Below are 17,623 nucleotides of genomic sequence, written 5' to 3' on the forward strand. Positions count from 1 at the left end.
GGCCATGCCGCAGGACGCGCGCTCCCGTGCCCGCACTCGCGCGCCCAAGCGCCGGAGCCGGGGGCCGCGCGTCCTGCTGATGGCAGCCTTGCTGGTTGTGGCTGCCTTTGGGGGCGGGTGGTTCCTGTGGGCGGGGCCCGGCCCGGCGACGCAGGAGCTGAGCGTGGTGGTGCCCGAGGGGGCGACGCTCGCACGGGCGGCGCGCGAGCTGGAAAAGGCCGGGGCGATCCGTTCGCGCCAGACGTTCCTTGCCTTCGCCAAGGTCTTCGGCGGCGGCGGCACAATCCGCGCCGGCGAATATCGCGTCGAGGCCGGGGCGAGCCAGCGCCAGATCCTGGCCATGCTGCAGGACGGCAAGACGCTGCAGCGGCTGGTTACCGTGCCGGAAGGCATGCCCTCCATTCTGGTTGCGGATGCGCTGGCGAAGGCGCCGGTGCTCACCGGGGCCGTCAAGACGCCGGACGAAGGCTCGGTGCTGCCGGACAGCTATGCCTATGTCCGGGGCGAGCCGCGCGCGGCGGTGCTGGCGCGGATGCAGAAGGCGATGGCCACGTATCTCGCCAAGGCCTGGGCCGGGCGCGACAAGGGCCTGGTGGTCAGCACCCCGCGCGAGGCGATCATCCTTGCCTCGATCGTGGAGAAGGAAACGGGCAAGCCGGCCGAGCGGACCACGGTTGCCGCCGTCTACGCCAACCGGTTGAAGGCGGGCATGCCGCTCCAGGCCGATCCCACGATCATCTACCCGATCACCAAGGGCAAGCCGCTCGGCCGCCGCATCCTCCAGTCGGAGCTGCGCGCGAAGAACGGCTACAATACCTACGCGATGCGCGGCCTGCCCGAAGGCCCGATCGCAAATCCCGGGCGCGCCTCCATCGATGCGGTGCTGCACCCGGCGCAGTCCAAGGCGCTGTACTTCGTCGCCGACGGCAGCGGCGGGCATGTCTTCGCCGAGACGTACGAGCAGCACCAGGCGAACGTGGCGAAATGGTATGCCATCCGCCGTGCGCGCGGTGAGATGTAGCCCCTCCGCTTCCCGGCTTGTCTCAAGGTCATGGGCATGTAACAAAGTCTCCCTGAACCAGAAATCCAGGGGGATTGAATGCGCCGTGCCGCCTTGTTGTGTCTGCTGCTCGCTACCACCGCCAGCCCGTCCTGGGCGCAGGAAAAGCCCAGGGAAGCGGCTGCGAAGGGGGATCACCGCGAGCAGATGAAGGCCGAGGCCGAGGCTGCCTGGGCCAAGCCCTCGGTTGAGGAAGCCGCTGCCGTCAGCCACGGCGCGGTTACGGTCGCCGGCCAGCGCATCGCCTATACGGCGACCGCGGGCACGCTCACCATCCGCGACGACGACGGCAAGCCGACCGCCTCCTATTTCTACACTGCCTATACCCGCGACGGTTCGGCCCGCGAACAGCGCCCCGTGACCTTCTTCTACAATGGCGGGCCGGGATCACCGACGATCTGGCTGCACATGGGCAGCTTTGCGCCGGTGCGCGTCACCACTGCCAACCCGGAATATATCCGCCCGGCACCCTATGGCTTCGGCCCCAACCCGGACTCGCTGATCGACAAGAGCGACCTCGTCTTCATCGATGCGCTGGGTGCCGGCTGGTCGCGGCCGCTGGGCGACAAGACCGGCAAGGATTTCTGGGGCGTCGACCAGGATGCCGACGGCTTCGCCCGCGCGATCCTGCGCTACACCAGCAAGTTCGATCGTTGGCCGAGCCCGAAATTCCTGTTCGGCGAAAGCTACGGCACGCTGCGCAACCCGGTCGTCGCCGCCAAGCTGGAGGAAGCGGGGCTGAGCCTCAATGGCATGGTCCAGTTCTCGACGATCATGAACTATGGCGTCCGCCAGCCCGGCTATGACCAGAATTTCCTGACGTTGTTCCCGACGATGGCGGCCACCGCCTGGTATCACAACCGGCTGCAGAACCGCCCGGCCGACCTCGCGACCTTCCTCGCCGAAGTGCGCGGCTTCACCAGCGGGCCCTATGCCGCCGCGCTGGCCAAGGGTTCGACCATCTCGGCCGAGGAGAAGGCAGGGATCGCCAAGAAGATGTCCGACTACACCGGCATCAGTGAGGCCTATATCCTTCGCGCCGATCTGCGGCTCACGCTGCCGCGCTTCCAGACCGAGCTGCTGCGCGACCGACGCCTGGCGGTGGGACGGCTGGACTCGCGCTATCTCCTGAACGTGACCGACGCCAATGCGGACAGCCCGAGCGACGACCCTGCCTCCACGGCGGTCACCGGCGCCTTCGTCGCCACCTTCCAGGATTATGCGACGCGCGTGCTCGGCTACAAGACCGACATGCCCTATCGCATGACCGCGCGGGGCCCGGGCTTCGACTGGGACTGGAAGCACCGCGCCCCCGATGACAGCGGCACGCATCTGATGCCGAACAGCGCCGCCGATCTGGCCTATACCATGCGGACCAACCCGTATCTGAAGGTGCTCTTCATGAACGGCTATTACGACTTCGCCACGCCCTTCTACGGGGCCGAGTTCGACGTCAGCCACATGCTGCTCGACCCGCAGCTGCAGAAGAACATCCGCTTCACCTATTATGATGCGGGACACATGGTCTATCTGAACCCGACGACCATGCCCCAGATGCACCGGGACCTTTCGGCCTGGTACGACGAGGCTCTGCGCGCTGCGGGGTCGAACCGACCGCCGGCGCGGCCGGAGGCGAAGGCGGCGCAGAACTGAGGCCGCTTGGGGTGGCGCGGTCGAACGGGCCACCCCGACAGGTCGACCTAGGGGTATCCCCTTAGCATCCACTTTGAACATTTTTAGAATGTTCATGCACCGCAGCCTGGTTTGCCCGCGGGAGAACTTAAACGCCGGACAAACCGAAATCTTGGCCGAACAACGTTCTATAACGGTCCGGAATGGATTTATCCGGAGGTTGTAGTGCGTTTATTGAATGACATCAGCATTGGTAAACGGTTGTTTATCATAGGCGCGGCATCTCTGGTTGGCCTCGTGCTGGTCATTCTTCTGTCGGTGAATCAGCTGAACAGCTCGCTCAACAAGAGCTTTCAGGCGCGCACCAAGCAGGCAGTCGACATCGCCTACAGTCAGCTCGACTTCTACGAGGGCGAGCAGCGTGCCGGCCGGATGAGCCAGGCGGATGCCCAGGCTGCGGCGAAGAAGGTCATCAGCTCGATGCGCTTCGGCGAGCTCGACTATTTCTTCCTCCTCGACACCAACCACATGATGGTGATGCATCCGGTCAAGCCGGAGAAGGTCGGCAAGTCGACCTTCGACGGCACCGATGCGTCGGGCAAGTTCCATTATCGCGAGATGGTGAAAACTGCGGTCGAACAAGGCGCCGGCTTCGTGGCCTATGACTATGAAGTGCCCGGCAGCAAGGAAGTGAAGCCGAAGATTTCCTATGTCCGGTCCTTCAAGCCCTGGGGCTGGATCGTCATTACCGGCGTCTATGACGAGGAGATCCAGGCGGCGGTACACCGTGCCGTGATCAAGCTCGCCATGGCCGTGGTGCTCATCGTGGTTGCGATCGCGGCGGCGATCCTGGTGGTCACCCGCTCGATCACGCTCCCGCTTGCCGCCATCACCGGGCGCATGCGCAGCCTCGCCGGCGGCGACACCGCCGCGACCATCCCGGGCTCCGAGCGCAAGGACGAGATCGGGGCCATGGCAGGCGCACTCGAGGTCTTCCGTCAGAATGCCGAGGCCAAGGTGCATGCGGAGGTGGCCAAGGCGGCTGCCGACGCCGATCAGGAGGCCATCGTCCAGCTGCTGTCGGAAAAGCTGCAGGCGATGTCCGAAGGTGATCTGACGAGCTCGATCACGACCCCGGTGCCGCCGGCCTATGGCGGGCTTCGCGACAACTTCAACACCGCGCTCGACAATCTGCGCGAGCTGATCAGCGTGCTGTCGGAAGCTTCGCGCAGCATCGAGACCGGTTCGACCGAGATTTCGGCTGCGTCGGACGATCTCGCCCGCCGCACCGAGAGCAACGCCGCCAGCCTCGAGCAAACCTCGGCCGCGCTGCAGCAGATGAACGACCGACTGAAGTCGAGCGCCGACGCCGCCGACCGCACCGTCGGCTTCACCCAGGAAGCCATCGGCATCGTCGACTCCGGTCGCACCACCGCCACCGATGCCACCGCGGCGATGGGGCGCGTTTCCGAGAGCGCGCGCGGCATCGACACCGTCATCGAGGGCGTGGACAAGATCGCATTCCAGACCCGCGTTCTGGCGATGAATGCCGCCGTCGAGGCCGGCCGGGCAGGCGAGGCGGGCCGCGGCTTCGCGGTCGTCGCGGACCTCGTCTCGGCGCTGGCGATGCGCGCGGAAGAGGAAGCGCGTCGCGCTCGCGAACAGCTCACCACCACGCAGGCCGACATCGTCGTCGCAGTGGAATCGGTGAAGAAGGTCGACGCGGCGCTCGCCAACATCACCAGCAGCGTCAGCCAGGTGCACGAGTTCGTGGAAGTGGTCGCGGTCGACAATCGCGCCCAGTCCTCGGCAATCAGCGAGATCGCCACGGCCGTGGGCGTCATGGATCATTCCACGCAGCAGAACGCGGCGATGGTGGAGCAAACTTCTGCCGCCGCGCGCAACCTTGCCGGCGAGGTCAGCGGGCTGACCCGTCAGGCCGCCCGGTTCAAGATCGGCAACGGATCTCCGATGCGGGCGCCGGTGCGGTCGGCCGGCGGTGCCCCGCGGTCTGCTCCGGCTCCACGCGCCGCCCCGGCAATGGCCGGCGCGGCCGAGGAATGGGCCAGCTTCTGAGGGCCCGCGGGCGGCGCCGGTTCGGCCCGCCCGCAGCCTTTTCACACCAATTCCGGAGGGGAGGCGACCTTCCTTCCCCAGGCTCGGCGTTGCTTCGTTCACAGGGACAGGGGCGGGGCAGCGCGGCGCCTTGCCAACATGGACGAACGTCATGTCGCGTACCCACTTGTTCCTGTCCCTGCTTGCCACCGCGAGCCTGTCCCTCGCCGCTTCGCCGACCGCCGCGCAGACGCAGCAGGAGCAGATCGAACCCGCCGCGCTGCTGATCATCGCCGGCAGGTCGCAGGACGGCACCCAGCAGAACATCCCGCCGCAGAAGTCCACGCCGCCGGCCGAGGCGGTGACGCCGCGCGCCCCGTCGTCGCCGGCGACCTTCACCTACCCGTCGCAGGCAGACGGGTTCGGCATCAAGCTTGGCGGCTACAATACCTCGCGCTGGGCGGAAGACTGGCGCAGCATGCGCAACCCGAAGAAGCGCGACGACCCGCTCGACCGGCTCAAATATCTGCCGATCGATGCCGGCGGCGTCGCCTATGTGACGCTGTCCGGCGAGATGCGCCTGCGCGAGAATTACGTCTCGCAGCCGGGTCTGTCGGTGGGGCCGCATCGCCAGGAGCAGTTGCTGCGCATCTTTGCGGGTGCCGACGTTCATGTCGGTCCGTTCCGCGTGTACGGCGAGCTCGCGCATGGCGGCCTTGCCGGCTACAATCTCGGCTCGCCCGCCGCCAAGTCGCGCAACGACCTGTTCGCGCAGCAATATTTCGCCGAGCTGAGCGGCAGCATCGCACCCGGGCTGGTCGCCGGCGTCCGGTACGGCCGGCAGGAATTTACCGACGGCGCACCGGGACTGATTTCCGTGAAGGACGACAACTCGCTGCACACCGAGCTCAATGGCGCCCGGGCGTGGGTGTCGTTCGCGCAGTTTCGCGCGGACGTCTTCGATTTCAAGCAGACCACGCTCGGCCTCGGCGGCAGCGGCGACGACCGGATAGACGACGGCACGCGCTTCTCGGGCGTTACCTTCGGCGTGGTCCTTGCCAATGAAGCCAAGCGCAAGATCTTCTTTGACCCGTTCTTCTGGCGCGAGCGCAACGACGCGCTGAAATGGGGCAAGGCCACCGGCCTGGAAGTGCGCCATTATTATGGCGCGCGTCTGTGGGGCAGCATGAACCGGCTGACCTTCGACTGGCTGGTGAATCACCAGGGTGGCGACTATCGCGGCCGGCCGATCGACGCCTGGTTCCTTCAGGCGGCGCAGACCTACAGTCTGAGCAGCAAGGGGCTGAAGCCGAAGCCCGGCATCCATTTCGACTATGGCAGCGGCGGCGGCGCCTATGGCACCGGGACGATCCGCAACACCCGCACGGTAACCGCCGGTTCGATCGCCTATAGCTACCAGCTGGTGCTGAACCTGACGAACCTGTTCCAGGTCTCGCCGAACCTGACGATCTCGCCGAGCAAGTCGATCGACCTCACCGCCGAGCTGCAGCACAGCCTGCGGGTGAATGAAGCCGACGCGGTCTATCGCGGCGCGGGTACCGCCTATGCGGGCACGCAGCTGGTCAAGGGCGCGCATGTCGGCGATGCGGCGCGGCTGCAGGCGACGTGGAAGGTGAGCCCCAGGGTGTCGGTGATCGGGCGCTATGAGTATTTCGAGCCCGGCGCGGTGCTGAAGGCGGTGGGATCGAAAGGTTCGCATTTCCTCGCCGGCTGGGTCAGCGTTCGCTTCTGATACCCGGCGGATGGTGGCGCTGGCATCCCGCGCCGCCGCCTTCGCCTTTTTGCCGCGGCTGTGGCAGGGGAGGCGCATGACGCTGCGCCTGCACATTTTCGTCGATGCCGATGCCTGCCCGGTGAAGGAGGAGATCTACAAGGTCGCCTGGCGAATGGAGGTTCCGGTCACCGTAGTGAGCAACGCGCATTTGCGTGTGCCGCAGCACCCCCTGATCAGTCGTATTGTCGTCAGCGATGGCTTCGACGCCGCCGACGACTGGATTGCCGAGCATACCGATGGCGGGGCGGTGGTGGTGACCGCCGACATCCTGCTCGCCGATCGCTGCCTTAAGGCAGGCGCTGCGGCCGTGCTGGCACCCAATGGGAAGCCGTTCACCACCAGCTCGATCGGCAGTGCGGTGGCCGTGCGCGCGATCATGGCCGATCTCCGCGCCGGCGGCGACCGGATCGGCGGGCCGCCGCCGTTCGGCAAGGAAGACCGATCGCGCTTCCTGTCCGCGCTCGATGCGGCGCTGGTGCGGGCGAAGCGCGCACTCGCTGGCTGACCGGGCGAACGGTGAAACAACGTTCTGCCCGCTGCCCGATAGCGGGACAGTGGCGGCTGTGCTTGTCTTGACTCGCCCGGCGGTTGGGATAATCAACCGTTAACTATCAATGCATTGGGGTGCATTCAGGGGGAGTATTGCGATGAAGAGCCGAGTTTTGTCGAGCGCAGCATTGCTGCTTGCTGCCGTTTTCAGCACGCCCGCCGTCGCGGCGGACTTCTACCTCTTCAACAATTCGCCCAGCGGCACCGTCAAGCTTGCGGTGAACGGTGCCGGCAGCATCAATGCCCTTCAGACCGGCTGGTTCGACAACAACGGCACGCACTATAATGCGTGGTCCAATTACGTCACCGGTAGCGTGACCAGCTGGGGCTCGACGACGGAATATCGGTCGTTCTTCAGCTTCTTTCCGACGGGACCGGTGACCAGCGCATCGCTGACCATCGGCAATGCGCTCGCCGACGGCTATGGCAATGCGACGGGGCGGCCGCTCCAGCTCACGCTGTACGACGTCACCAGCTCGATCGTCGGCCTTCAGCAATATAATGGGGCCAAGGGGATCTTCGACGATCTCGGCTCGGGGGCGGTACTCGGCAAGATCACCGTGAACGCCGCAGCCTCGGGTTATACGATCGACCTGAACCAGGCCGGCGTCGATGCGATCAACGCGGCTTATCGCGGCTTCGGCCCGTTCACTGTCGGCGCGCGCCTTACCACTGTTTCCAGCGCGGTGCCCGAGCCCGCGGCCTGGGCGCTGATGCTGGGTGGTTTCGGGCTGATGAGCGGCGCACTCCGCGCACGGCGCCGGCGGACGACGGTCCGCTACGCCTGAGCGGGTCGACCCCGGCTCAGTGCAGCTTGGCGATCGACAGCCCGTCGAGCTTGGCCCGTTCCTTCACCGATTCCTCGCTGCGGGTCAGCGCCTTGGCGATGGCACGCAGCGGCATGCCCTTCTTGGCGAGGGTGTGGAGCTTTTGCAGCTCGTCGGGGCGCCACGGCTGGCGATGTCGTTCAAAGCGTTCGGCCATGGCGCGTGCTTAGTCGATCTTGGCGGCCGGGGCCATGCGAGTGCGTAACATCGCCTCGACGCGCTCCGCGCCGGCCTCGCTTGTGCTCGCCACGTCGATCGGGCGGCCGCCCAGCGCCTCGTCTTCGCTGTTGAGGAACAGCAGCGCGGTCTCGCGATCAGGCAGCGACTGAAAGGCGAGCAGCGCGATCCGCGACTGGCGCGCGATAACCTCGGGGGCGAGCTTGGTCTTCGTGCTGCCGCGGAAGCGCTTGCGATCGAGCTCGTCCGACGTCGCGCCGACCGCGACCTTGGTGATCGCGCCCATCAGGCGGCGATCGCCGTATCGGCAGCGCCATGGGCGTGCTGCCAGTGACGAATCCGCTCGGCATAGCCCGCAGCGAGTGCGCGATGCGACGCGCGCGAGGCGACACATGCGGCGGTACCGGCGCGGGTGACGGATTGCCGGTAGCGGGACAGAAGATAGGCAAGGTCCATGAGGATCTCCGTGCTGTGCAAGCGAGAACATGATGGACCCAGCCGCCGGCGCTTACGGATCGGGAAGCCGGCGATGGTGGAGATATGGGGATCTGCGGGCCGTTTCGCAACCGTGGCGACCCCGGTACACTAGTGCGGCGCGCGCTCGTCGCTGCGCAGCGTGAGAACCTCGACGCCGTTTTCAGTCACCGCCACGGTATGCTCGAACTGGGCGGAGAGCTTGCGGTCGTTGGTCACCACCGTCCAGCCGTCGTCGAGCGTGGTCACCTTGCGGGTGCCCTGGTTGAGCATGGGCTCGATCGTGAAGGTCATGCCTTCGCGCAAGCGCATGCCGGTGCCGGGACGGCCGAAATGGAGCACCGAGGGTTCCTCGTGCATCTCGCGGCCGATCCCGTGGCCGCAATAGTCGCGCACCACCGCATAGCCGTGCTGCTTGGCGTGGCGCTCAATCGCCGCGCCAATGTCGCCCAGCGTCGCGCCGGGGCGGACCTGGGCGATGCCCTTCCACATCGCCTCCTGCGTCACCTTCACCAGCCGCCGCGCCTGGGGCGAGACCTCGCCGACCATGTAGGTCTTGCTCGAATCGGCGATGAAGCCGTTCTTTTCCAGCGTGATGTCGAGGTTGATGATGTCGCCGTCCTGCACGATCGTTCCGGCATCGGGCACGCCGTGGCAGACGACATGGTTGATCGAGCAGTTGAGCACGAAGCCATAGCCATATTGCCCCTTGCTCGCGGGTCGGGCGTGGAGCTCGTCGGTGATGTAGCGCTCGACCAGCGTATCGATCTCCAGCGTCGACATGCCGGCGAGCGGCTGGCGATCGAGCATCTCGAACACCTGGGCGAGCAGCCGCCCGGCCTCGCGCATCAGGTCGAGTTCCTGCGGGGTCTTCACCATCTCAGGCGGCCTCGAGCGCAGCGGCGCCGACCTGGGCCTCGGCCAGCTGGCGGCGGACGATCTCGTTGAAGGGCAGGGTAGGGTTCGCCTCGGCCAGCATGCCGATCTTCATCCAGTATTCGGCCTGGGCGTTGATCGAGCGGCACATCACCGCGCTGGCGCGGCGGGCCTCCTCGTGGAGGTCGTCGTCGATTTTCACGATGCCCATGGATGCTCCGGTGTGGATGAGACTATGGAGCGTATATGGTTCGTATATTTGGGAAGGGCAAGGGTGCGCCCACTTAAGCCCCTCCCCTTCAGGGGAGGGGTTGGAGTGGGGCCGTGTCTCACCGAGACCAACCACTGTTCTGGAATCCCTCCACCCCCAAACCCCTCCTCCAAGGAGGAGGGGCTTAGGTGAAAGATATTACCGCGGCAGTGCTGCCGCCTCGCGGGCCTTGGCTTCGACCTCTTCGAGCGAGCCGCTGGCGATCCAGCTGCCGCCGACGCAGAGGACCGGATCGAATGCCAGCCATTCCGGCGCGCTCGCCAGGCTGATGCCGCCGGTCGGGCAGAACTTCGCCTGATAGAAGGGCGCAGCCAGCGCCTTCAGCGCCTTGAGGCCGCCCGAGGTCTCTGCCGGGAAGAACTTGAAGTGGCTCAGGCCCAGATCGAGCCCGCGCATGATGTCGCCGGCATTGGCGATGCCCGGCAGATAGGGCACGCCGCTCTTCACGATCGCGTCGCCGAGGCGGTCGGTGAGGCCGGGGGAGACGATGAACTCGGCATCCTCCTTCATCACCTGCTCGAACTGGGCGGTGTTCACCACCGTGCCGGCGCCGACGATCGCGCCGGGAACCTGCTTCATCTCCCGGATCGCGTCGAGCGCGGCGGGCGTGCGCATCGTCACTTCCAGCACCCGCAGGCCGCCCTTCACCAGCGCTTCGGCGAGCGGACGCGCCTTGGCGGCGTCGTCGATTACCAGCACCGGGATGACCGGCGCGGTGCGCATGATGGCTTCGATGGAGGGGCGGGTGTCGCTCACTGTGCATGCTCCTGGGCGAAGGCGGCGGCTGCGCCGTACAGGCCCGGCTGGGGATGGGTGATCAGCTTGACGGGGATCGTCGCCATCAAGGAGCGGAAGCGCCCCTTGGCGACGAATCGCTCGCCAAACCCCGATTGCAGCAGATGGTCCTTGAGGCGCAAGCCCAGACCGCCGGCGATCACCACCGCAGTGGGGCCATGGGCAAGCGCGAGGTCCCCCGCAACCGCGCCGAGGCTGAGGCAGAAGCGATCGAGCGCGGCGACCGCCAGGCTGTCCTTGCCTTCCAGCGCGAGCGTCCAGATCGCCTTGTCGTCGAGCCGCGGGACGGGGACGCCCTCCAGATCGGCCAGCGTCTCGTAGATCGAGACGATTGCCGGTCCGGCGACGATGCGTTCCTTGGAAACGCGCTGATAGGTGCGGCGCAGGCGCTTCACCAGCGCGTCCTCGATCGCGTCGAGCGGGGCAAAATCGCTGTGCCCGCCCTCGGTGGCGATGATGTCGTAGCCACCGCTGCGATGGCGAAACACCTGCGCGACGCCGAGCCCGGTGCCCGGCCCGCACACGGTGATCGAGCCCTTCGCCGGCAGCGACGTTTCCGGCCCGCACAGGTGCAGGAACGCCTCGTCTTCGAGCTGGGCGACGGCATGGCCGATCGCCTCGAAATCGTTGACGATCGTCCAGGTATCGGCGCCCAGCCGCTCGGGGATCAGCGGCGGGCGGATGATCCACGGATTATTGGTGAGCTTGATCAGATCATTGTTCACCGGCGAGGCGACCGCGATCGCCGCAGCCTTGGGCACGGGACGGCCGAGCTGCTCGCCGAACGCCCGCCAGGCGAGCTGCAGGCTGGGATGTTCGGCCACCTTCTGGGTGATCGGCTCGCTGAGCGAGACGACGCGACCTTCCGCGACCTCCGCCACCGCAAAGCGCGCGTGGGTTCCCCCGATGTCGACGGCGACGACTTCCATCCGATTCCGATCCTCTCTCTGCAGCCCCTGTCAACGTTGCCAGTGGGCGGCCGTTCTTCTTCCCCTCCGCCGCGCGGAAGTAAAGTCCGCGCGGGCGTGCCGGGTATGATTTACATGCGTTACAGGTTTACAGGCCCGCTTCGTGCAGCATGGCGGAGGCGCCCTTCTCGGCCTCGTCGCAATGATGGCGCATCATCGCGAACAGTTCGCGGCCGGTGCCGATCGCGGGCGGGGGGGCAACGGCGTAGTCGCGGGCGTCCCACTCGTCCGCCGGCACCAGTGCTTCGAGCACACCGTTCTCGGCGTCCAGGCGAAGGATGTCGCCATCGCGCACCTTGCCGATCGGGCCGCCGCCCAGCGCTTCGGGCGAGAGGTGGATCGCTGCCGGCACCTTGCCGCTCGCGCCCGACATGCGCCCGTCGGTGACCAGCGCCACCTTGAAGCCGCGGTTCTGCAGCACGCCCAACTGGGGCGTGAGCTTGTGCAGCTCCGGCATGCCGTTGGCGCGCGGGCCCTGGAAGCGGACCACGACGATCACGTCGCGCTCCAGCTCGCCGGCCTTGAACGCCTCCAGCACTTCAAGCTGATCGGAGAAGACACGGGCGGGGGCCTCGATGATCCAGCGCTCGCGCTCCACCGCCGACACCTTGATGCACGCGCGGCCGATATTGCCCTTGAGGATGCGGAAGCCGCCCTCCGGCGAGAAGGCGGTCTCGACGGTGCGGACGATATTCTCGTCGTTGCTCGTCGCGCCGTGCTCGGTCCAGACCAGCGCGTCTTCGACAATGTCGGGCTTGCGGCCATAGGCGGCCATGCCGTCCTTCGCGATGGTCAGCGCATCGCCGTGCATCAGCCCGGCCCGGAGCAGTTCCTTGATGACGAAGGAGGGGCCGCCGGCATCCTCGAACTGGTTCACGTCGGCCGAGCCGTTGGGATAGACGCGGGTCATCAGCGGCACGACGCGCGACAGGCGATCGAAGTCGTCCCAGTCGATGATGATGCCGGCCGCACGCGCGAAGGCGGGAACGTGGATCAGGTGGTTGGTCGATCCGCCGGTAGCGAGCAGCACAATCGCCGCGTTCACGATCGCGCGCTCGTCGACGACATGGCCGATCGGGCGGTAATCGTCGCCGTTCCAGCCGATCTCGGTCAGGCGATGAACGGCGTGGCGGGTCAGTTCCTGGCGCAGCTTGGTGCCCGGATTGGCGAAAGCCGAGCCGGGGACGTGGAGGCCCATCGCCTCCATCATCATCTGGTTCGAGTTGGCGGTACCGTAGAAGGTGCAGGTGCCCTTGCCGTGATAGGCGGCGATTTCGGCTTCCAGCAGTTCCTCGCGGGTTGCCTTGCCCTCGGCGTAGCGCTCGCGAACGGCGGCCTTTTCCTTGTTCGGCAGACCCGAGCGCATCGGGCCGCCGGGGATCAGCACCATTGGCAGATGGCCGAAGCGCAGCGCGCCCATCAGCAGGCCCGGCACGATCTTGTCGCAGATGCCGAGCAGCGCCGCGCCTTCGAACACGCGGTGGCTGAGCGACACCGCGGTCGCCATCGCGATGGTGTCGCGGCTGAACAGCGAGAGCTCCATGCCCTGATAGCCCTGGGTCACGCCGTCGCACATCGCCGGCACGCCGCCCGCCACCTGCGCGGTGGCGCCCGCCTCCAGCGCCCAGACCTTCATCTGCTCGGGATAGCGATAATAGGGCGCATGGGCCGACAGCATGTCGTTGTACGACGTGACAATGCCGATATTCATCCGCGCGCCGGTCTTCAGCGCGTCGCGCTGTTCCTCGGTGCCGGCATAGGCGTGCGCGAGGTTGGCGCAGCCGAGCTTCGGGCGATCATTGCCCGATTCGCGCTCGCGGCGGATCAGCTCGAGATAGGCGGTGCGGCCCGCCTTGGACCGCTCGATCACCCGATCGGTGACGGCTGCGATTTCGGCGTGCAGATTGGCCATTTACAGGCTCCAGTGGATGTCGACAGGCAGTTCGGTTTCGGCAAGGACGCGGCCGATCGGCAGGGCCGAGCCGGCGCCTTCGGAGATCGCGCGCTCGAGTACGTCCTTCTTCTCCTGGCCGGTGATCGCGATCATCAGCGCGCGGGCCGAGACGATGGCGGCGAGCGAGAGGGTGACACGCGGGACGGGTGCCTCGGGCGGCAGCGGATCGGGCATCACGCCGAGCGCCCGGCGCTCCTTGGGGCCGGTCAGCGCCTCGGCGAGGTCGGGTCCCGGGAAGATCGAGGCGGTGTGGCCATCCGCGCCCATGCCGAGCAGACAGAGGTCGAGCGGCCAGTGGAAGTCCTGCAGGCGCGCGTCCGCAGCGCGGCCGGCGGCCTTGTAGTCGTCCGCCTTCTCGCTGACGACGGGGATCACCCGCGCGCCGAGCGGCAGGAACACCTTGGCAAGGCCGGTGACGTTGGACATCGGATCGCCCATCGGCACGATGCGATCGTCGGTGGGGATGATCGTCACCCGCTTCCAGTCGAGCTTGGCCTTGCTCAGCTTGGCGTAGATCGGCCCGGGCGTGCGGCCGCCGGCGAGCGCGATGACCGCGGCACCGCGCGCATCGATCGCGCTTTCGATGATGAACTGGACGTCGCCGGCGAGCGCGTCGCCCATTTCGGCGGCGTCGTCATAGTCCCACCATTCGATTTCGGTCGTCATGTCAGCTCCTTCAATTTGGTGGGACCGGAAGGCGGCAATTTGGCCGCGCGGGTCCGATATAGGGATGGGGAGGCGCCTGCGCTCCCCTCCCGTTCATTCGTGCCAGTGCACCCCGTCGCGCTCGGTGAGCGCGATCGAAAGCGAGGGGCCCCAGCTGCCCGAGGCATAGGGCTTGGGCTTGAGGTCGTTGGCGTCCCAGCCGGCGCGGATCGCATCGATCCATTCCCACTGCGCTTCCACTTCGTCGCGGCGGACGAACAGCGTGGGATCGCCCTCGATCAGGTCGAGCAGCAGGCGCTCATAGGCAATACGGCGCGTGGTGCCGGCGAATTCGGCGTCGAGGCTGAGGTTCAGCGGCACTTCGCGCAGGCGATAGCCTTCGCGGTCGAGGCCGGGCTGCTTGGCCATCACCAGCAGCTGGACATATTCCTCCGGCTGCAGGCGGATCACCAGCGCGTTGGGCTGGAGCATGCCGCCGCGTTCGGCGAAGATCGAGTGCGGCACCGGCTTGAACTGGATAACGATTTCCGAGCGGCGCTCGGCCAGGCGCTTGCCGGTGCGCAGATAGAAGGGCACGCCCTGCCAGCGCCAGTTATCGACATGCGCCTTGATCGCGACGAAGGTCTCGGTGCGCGAGTCCTTGCCGAGGTCGGTGGCGTAATCGCGGACGATCTGCCCCTTCACGGCGCCGCCGCCATATTGGCCGACCACGGTGAGGTTGGGCGCATCCGCCGCTGCGATCTTGCGGAGCGAGCGGAGCACCTTGACCTTCTCGTCGCGGATCGAGGTGCCGTCGAAGCGGGCGGGGGGCTCCATCGCGATCAGCGCAACCAGCTGGAGCATGTGGTTCTGCACCATGTCGCGCAGCGCGCCGGTATCCTCGTAGAAGCCTGCGCGGCCTTCGAGGCCGACGGTCTCCGAAACCGTGATCTGCACGCTGTCGATGCCGCGCGCGTTCCACACCGGCTCGAACAGCGAGTTGCCGAAGCGCAGCGCCAGGATGTTCTGCACCGTCTCCTTGCCGAGATAATGGTCGATGCGGAAGGTGCGCTCTTCGGGGAAGGCTTCCGCGACGATGTCGTTGATCTCGCGGCTGGAGGCGAGGTCGCGGCCGAGCGGCTTCTCCAGGCTGATGCGGACATTTTCGCCGGCGAGTCCGGCTGATTCAAGGCCCTTGATCGTCGGACCGAACAGCCACGGCGCGGTCGACAGGAAGATGGCCAAGCCGCCGGAGATGTCGCCCAGCTTCTCCTTCAGCGCCGCATAGCCTTCGGTCTGCGAGGCATCGAGGGTCTGGTAGTGGACGCGCTGGAGAAAGCTCTCGACAGCGCTGTCGTCCTTCCGATCGGCGGGGAGGAACTGGTCGAGCGCCTTGGCGGCGAAGGCACGATAGCCGTCGTCGTCATGCTCGGAGCGTGCGGTGCCCGTGATGGTGAGGCCATCGGGAAGCAGGCCATCGGCGTGGAGCGCGTAGAGCGAGGGAAGCAGCATGCGCTGCGCCAGATCACCGGTGGCACCGAACAGAAGCAATTTGCCGACGGGCTGCTGCATCATTTCCCTCTCGATTGGTTCGCCCCGCGAGACACCAATGCGGCTGAAAGATCAAGCCGAAGGGGAGGAATAGGTATGCGAAACGGGCAAATTTTGAAGGATTGTTCCTTCGCCTTCTGTCCCCCTCCCGCTGGCGGGAGGGGGATAAGAAGGGCGGAAGGTGGTTACAGCACCAGCCCGGCGGTGGGTTCCAGCCCGGCCATGATGTTGAGGTTCTGCACTGCCGCACCGGCAGCGCCCTTGCCCAGATTGTCGAGCGTCGCGATCAGCCGCGCCTGGCGCGTCTCGTCGTTGCCGAAGACCCGCACCGAAAGGCGGTCCGTGCCGGCATTCTCCTCGATCGACACGGTCGCCACGTCCGCGGGCAGCACCTGCACCACCGGCGAGTCGCGATAAGCGTCGCGCAGCACCGTCTCCAGCGCTTCGACCGAGGGCTTGCGGGTGAAGGCGAACAGCGGCAGCGGCACTTCCACGATCATGCCGCGATAGGTCCGCGCCACCGAAGGCAGGAAGATCGGCGGATGCTCGATGCGGGCATGCTTCTGCATCTCGGGCACATGCTTGTGTGCGAGCGAAAGCCCGTAGGGGCGGAAGGCCGTTTCGGTGCGCTCGGCGCCATCGCCCTCGAACTCGGCGATCATCGAACGGCCGCCGCCCGAATATCCGGAGACGGCGTTCACGCTCAGCGGGAAATCGTGCGGGATCAGCCCGGCGCGGATCAGCGGACGGACCAGCGCAAGGAAACCGGTGGGGTAGCAGCCGGGATTGCTGACCCGCGCCGCCTCGGCAATCGCTGCCGTCTGGCCGGGCTCGAGCTCGGCAAAACCATAGGTCCAATCGGGCGCGGTGCGATAGGCGGTCGAGGCGTCGATCACGCGCGTACGCTCATTCTCGATCATCGCCACCGCTTCGCGCGCCGCATCATCGGGCAGGCAGAGGATGACGAAATCGGCGGCGTTGAGCGCGTCCGCGCGCTTCTTCGGATCCTTGCGGTCCTGATCGTCGAGGACCATCACCTCGATCTCGGAGCGGCCGGCGAGGCGCTCGCGAATCTCGAGGCCGGTGGTGCCGGCGGCGCCGTCGATGAAAACCCGCGCGATCATTCGGTCTCCCCCAAGGCCGATGCGTCGATATAGCCTACCAGCGCCGGGCCCGGGGCGACACCCCAGGCGTGGCTGCCGGCGATTTCAAGGACCTCGAACACATCGCCCTTCTGGAGCACGGTCAGCGCTGGCTCGTCGCCCTTGGCAGAGGCGCGCAGTGGCGTCTCGAAATGGATCACCCGCTGCATCGGCGATGCATAATGCGGCGCGAACACGCGGCCCGCGAGGCGGATGTCGGCGATGTCGGGGCGGACGGCGTCCACCCGGGGATCGATCGCGACCGATCGGCCGCCAAGCGCCAGACGCTTACGCGTCGGCGCGCTCTGGGACTGGCTCGCTGATGGTGTTGCCAGCGAGGAAATGCCCGAACTCTGCAAGAAACTCTGCCCCTTCCGCGGTGCGCGCTACGAAGATGTTGCGCTTGTCGGTGTCGTCGCGCTGGCGGCGCAGATAGCCGAGCGTGCCCAGTCGATTCAAGGCACGCGTGACCACCGGCTTCGAGACGTTGAGCGCTCGTGCCAGACCGCGCACCGTATGGGGGCCCGGATCAAGATACACAAGCATCAGCAGCGCCATCTGCCGATTGGTGAGATCGGGTTCTCCCGATCGCACATAATCGATCAGCGTATTCTTCCACCCCCACAGGGTCTGTTCGGACATAGCGTTCACGGCATCACTCGTTCGTTTCAGGCCCGGCACGGGATTGAACCGTTGAAACAAACGCGCATTCTGCAACTAGGTTTCAGTGCGCGGGCGAAATGTTGTGCGAATTCTGCGACAAAAATGCAGGCCAGCCATGGGGTTGCGCTCCGCCATTGGAATCGGGCCCGGAACAGGCGGTTGATTGCGCGGGACGGCTCGCCTATGTCG

General features: G+C 66.5%; 19 protein-coding genes. 6 read left to right on the forward strand and 13 right to left on the reverse strand.

The features are described 5' to 3' along the window. Positions 1–4 precede the first annotated feature (4 nt). From mltG to V7E00_RS06485, 6 genes are all read left to right on the forward strand, one after another. Positions 5–1,021, forward strand: a complete 1,017-nt coding sequence (mltG, locus tag V7E00_RS06460; protein WP_443019147.1) for an endolytic transglycosylase MltG — start codon at positions 5–7, stop codon at positions 1,019–1,021. 78 nt (positions 1,022–1,099) lie between these two features. Then, complete coding sequence (locus tag V7E00_RS06465; protein ID WP_333571828.1) at positions 1,100–2,713, forward strand: S10 family peptidase; 1,614 nt, start codon at positions 1,100–1,102, stop codon at positions 2,711–2,713. Positions 2,714–2,989: 276 nt separating this feature from the next. Beyond that, positions 2,990–4,768, forward strand: coding sequence for a methyl-accepting chemotaxis protein (locus V7E00_RS06470; protein WP_333571829.1), 1,779 nt, complete (start codon positions 2,990–2,992; stop codon positions 4,766–4,768). Between the two features lie 151 nt (positions 4,769–4,919). After that, positions 4,920–6,500: an alginate export family protein gene (locus V7E00_RS06475; RefSeq protein WP_333571830.1), complete on the forward strand. Its 1,581-nt coding sequence runs from the start codon at positions 4,920–4,922 to the stop codon at positions 6,498–6,500. A 76-nt stretch (positions 6,501–6,576) separates the two neighbouring features. Further along, positions 6,577–7,047, forward strand: coding sequence for a YaiI/YqxD family protein (locus V7E00_RS06480; RefSeq protein ID WP_443019148.1), 471 nt, complete (start codon positions 6,577–6,579; stop codon positions 7,045–7,047). A gap of 142 nt (positions 7,048–7,189) precedes the next feature. Beyond that, positions 7,190–7,879: a PEPxxWA-CTERM sorting domain-containing protein gene (locus V7E00_RS06485; protein WP_333571831.1), complete on the forward strand. Its 690-nt coding sequence runs from the start codon at positions 7,190–7,192 to the stop codon at positions 7,877–7,879. Between the two features lie 16 nt (positions 7,880–7,895). Here V7E00_RS06485 and V7E00_RS06490 read toward each other — a convergent pair whose 3' ends face one another. From V7E00_RS06490 to V7E00_RS06550, 13 genes are all read right to left on the reverse strand, one after another. Next, positions 7,896–8,075: a hypothetical protein gene (locus tag V7E00_RS06490; RefSeq protein WP_010543827.1), complete on the reverse strand. Its 180-nt coding sequence runs from the start codon at positions 8,073–8,075 to the stop codon at positions 7,896–7,898. Positions 8,076–8,084: 9 nt separating this feature from the next. Beyond that, on the reverse strand, positions 8,085–8,381 hold the full coding sequence (locus V7E00_RS06495) for an antitoxin Xre/MbcA/ParS toxin-binding domain-containing protein (protein ID WP_333571832.1): 297 nt from the start codon (positions 8,379–8,381) through the stop codon (positions 8,085–8,087). Then, positions 8,381–8,551, reverse strand: coding sequence for a hypothetical protein (locus V7E00_RS06500; protein WP_333571833.1), 171 nt, complete (start codon positions 8,549–8,551; stop codon positions 8,381–8,383). Before V7E00_RS06500 ends, V7E00_RS06495 begins: the two co-directional genes overlap by 1 nt. A gap of 129 nt (positions 8,552–8,680) precedes the next feature. Further along, on the reverse strand, positions 8,681–9,448 hold the full coding sequence (gene map / locus V7E00_RS06505; protein ID WP_333571834.1) for a type I methionyl aminopeptidase: 768 nt from the start codon (positions 9,446–9,448) through the stop codon (positions 8,681–8,683). Between the two features lies 1 nt (position 9,449). After that, on the reverse strand, positions 9,450–9,656 hold the full coding sequence (locus V7E00_RS06510) for a ParD-like family protein (RefSeq protein ID WP_333571835.1): 207 nt from the start codon (positions 9,654–9,656) through the stop codon (positions 9,450–9,452). Between the two features lie 198 nt (positions 9,657–9,854). Further along, positions 9,855–10,439, reverse strand: a complete 585-nt coding sequence (eda, locus tag V7E00_RS06515; RefSeq protein ID WP_066717603.1) for a bifunctional 4-hydroxy-2-oxoglutarate aldolase/2-dehydro-3-deoxy-phosphogluconate aldolase — start codon at positions 10,437–10,439, stop codon at positions 9,855–9,857. A gap of 29 nt (positions 10,440–10,468) precedes the next feature. Next, positions 10,469–11,440 (reverse strand): glucokinase, encoded by a 972-nt coding sequence (gene glk / locus V7E00_RS06520; RefSeq protein ID WP_333571836.1) that lies wholly within the window; start codon positions 11,438–11,440, stop codon positions 10,469–10,471. Positions 11,441–11,567: 127 nt separating this feature from the next. Continuing rightward, complete coding sequence (gene edd, locus V7E00_RS06525) at positions 11,568–13,391, reverse strand: phosphogluconate dehydratase (RefSeq protein WP_333571837.1); 1,824 nt, start codon at positions 13,389–13,391, stop codon at positions 11,568–11,570. Beyond that, positions 13,392–14,099: a 6-phosphogluconolactonase gene (pgl, locus tag V7E00_RS06530; RefSeq protein ID WP_333571838.1), complete on the reverse strand. Its 708-nt coding sequence runs from the start codon at positions 14,097–14,099 to the stop codon at positions 13,392–13,394. Between the two features lie 93 nt (positions 14,100–14,192). Next, a complete protein-coding gene (zwf, locus tag V7E00_RS06535; protein ID WP_333571839.1) occupies positions 14,193–15,653 on the reverse strand; it encodes a glucose-6-phosphate dehydrogenase in 1,461 nt (486 codons plus the stop codon). Positions 15,654–15,814: 161 nt separating this feature from the next. Further along, complete coding sequence (gene argC, locus V7E00_RS06540; protein ID WP_333571840.1) at positions 15,815–16,753, reverse strand: N-acetyl-gamma-glutamyl-phosphate reductase; 939 nt, start codon at positions 16,751–16,753, stop codon at positions 15,815–15,817. Next, the gene (locus V7E00_RS06545) at positions 16,750–17,016 is read right to left on the reverse strand and encodes an SH3 domain-containing protein (RefSeq protein ID WP_333571841.1); all 267 of its coding nucleotides are present in this window, start codon (positions 17,014–17,016) and stop codon (positions 16,750–16,752) included. Before V7E00_RS06545 ends, argC begins: the two co-directional genes overlap by 4 nt. 43 nt (positions 17,017–17,059) lie before the next feature. After that, entirely contained in the window at positions 17,060–17,413 is a 354-nt protein-coding gene (locus V7E00_RS06550; RefSeq protein ID WP_084253223.1) for a MarR family transcriptional regulator, read from the reverse strand. Positions 17,414–17,623 lie beyond the last annotated feature (210 nt).

The organism is Sphingomonas sp. (genome assembly GCF_036731925.1).
In the GTDB taxonomy this organism is placed as follows: domain Bacteria; phylum Pseudomonadota; class Alphaproteobacteria; order Sphingomonadales; family Sphingomonadaceae; genus Sphingomonas.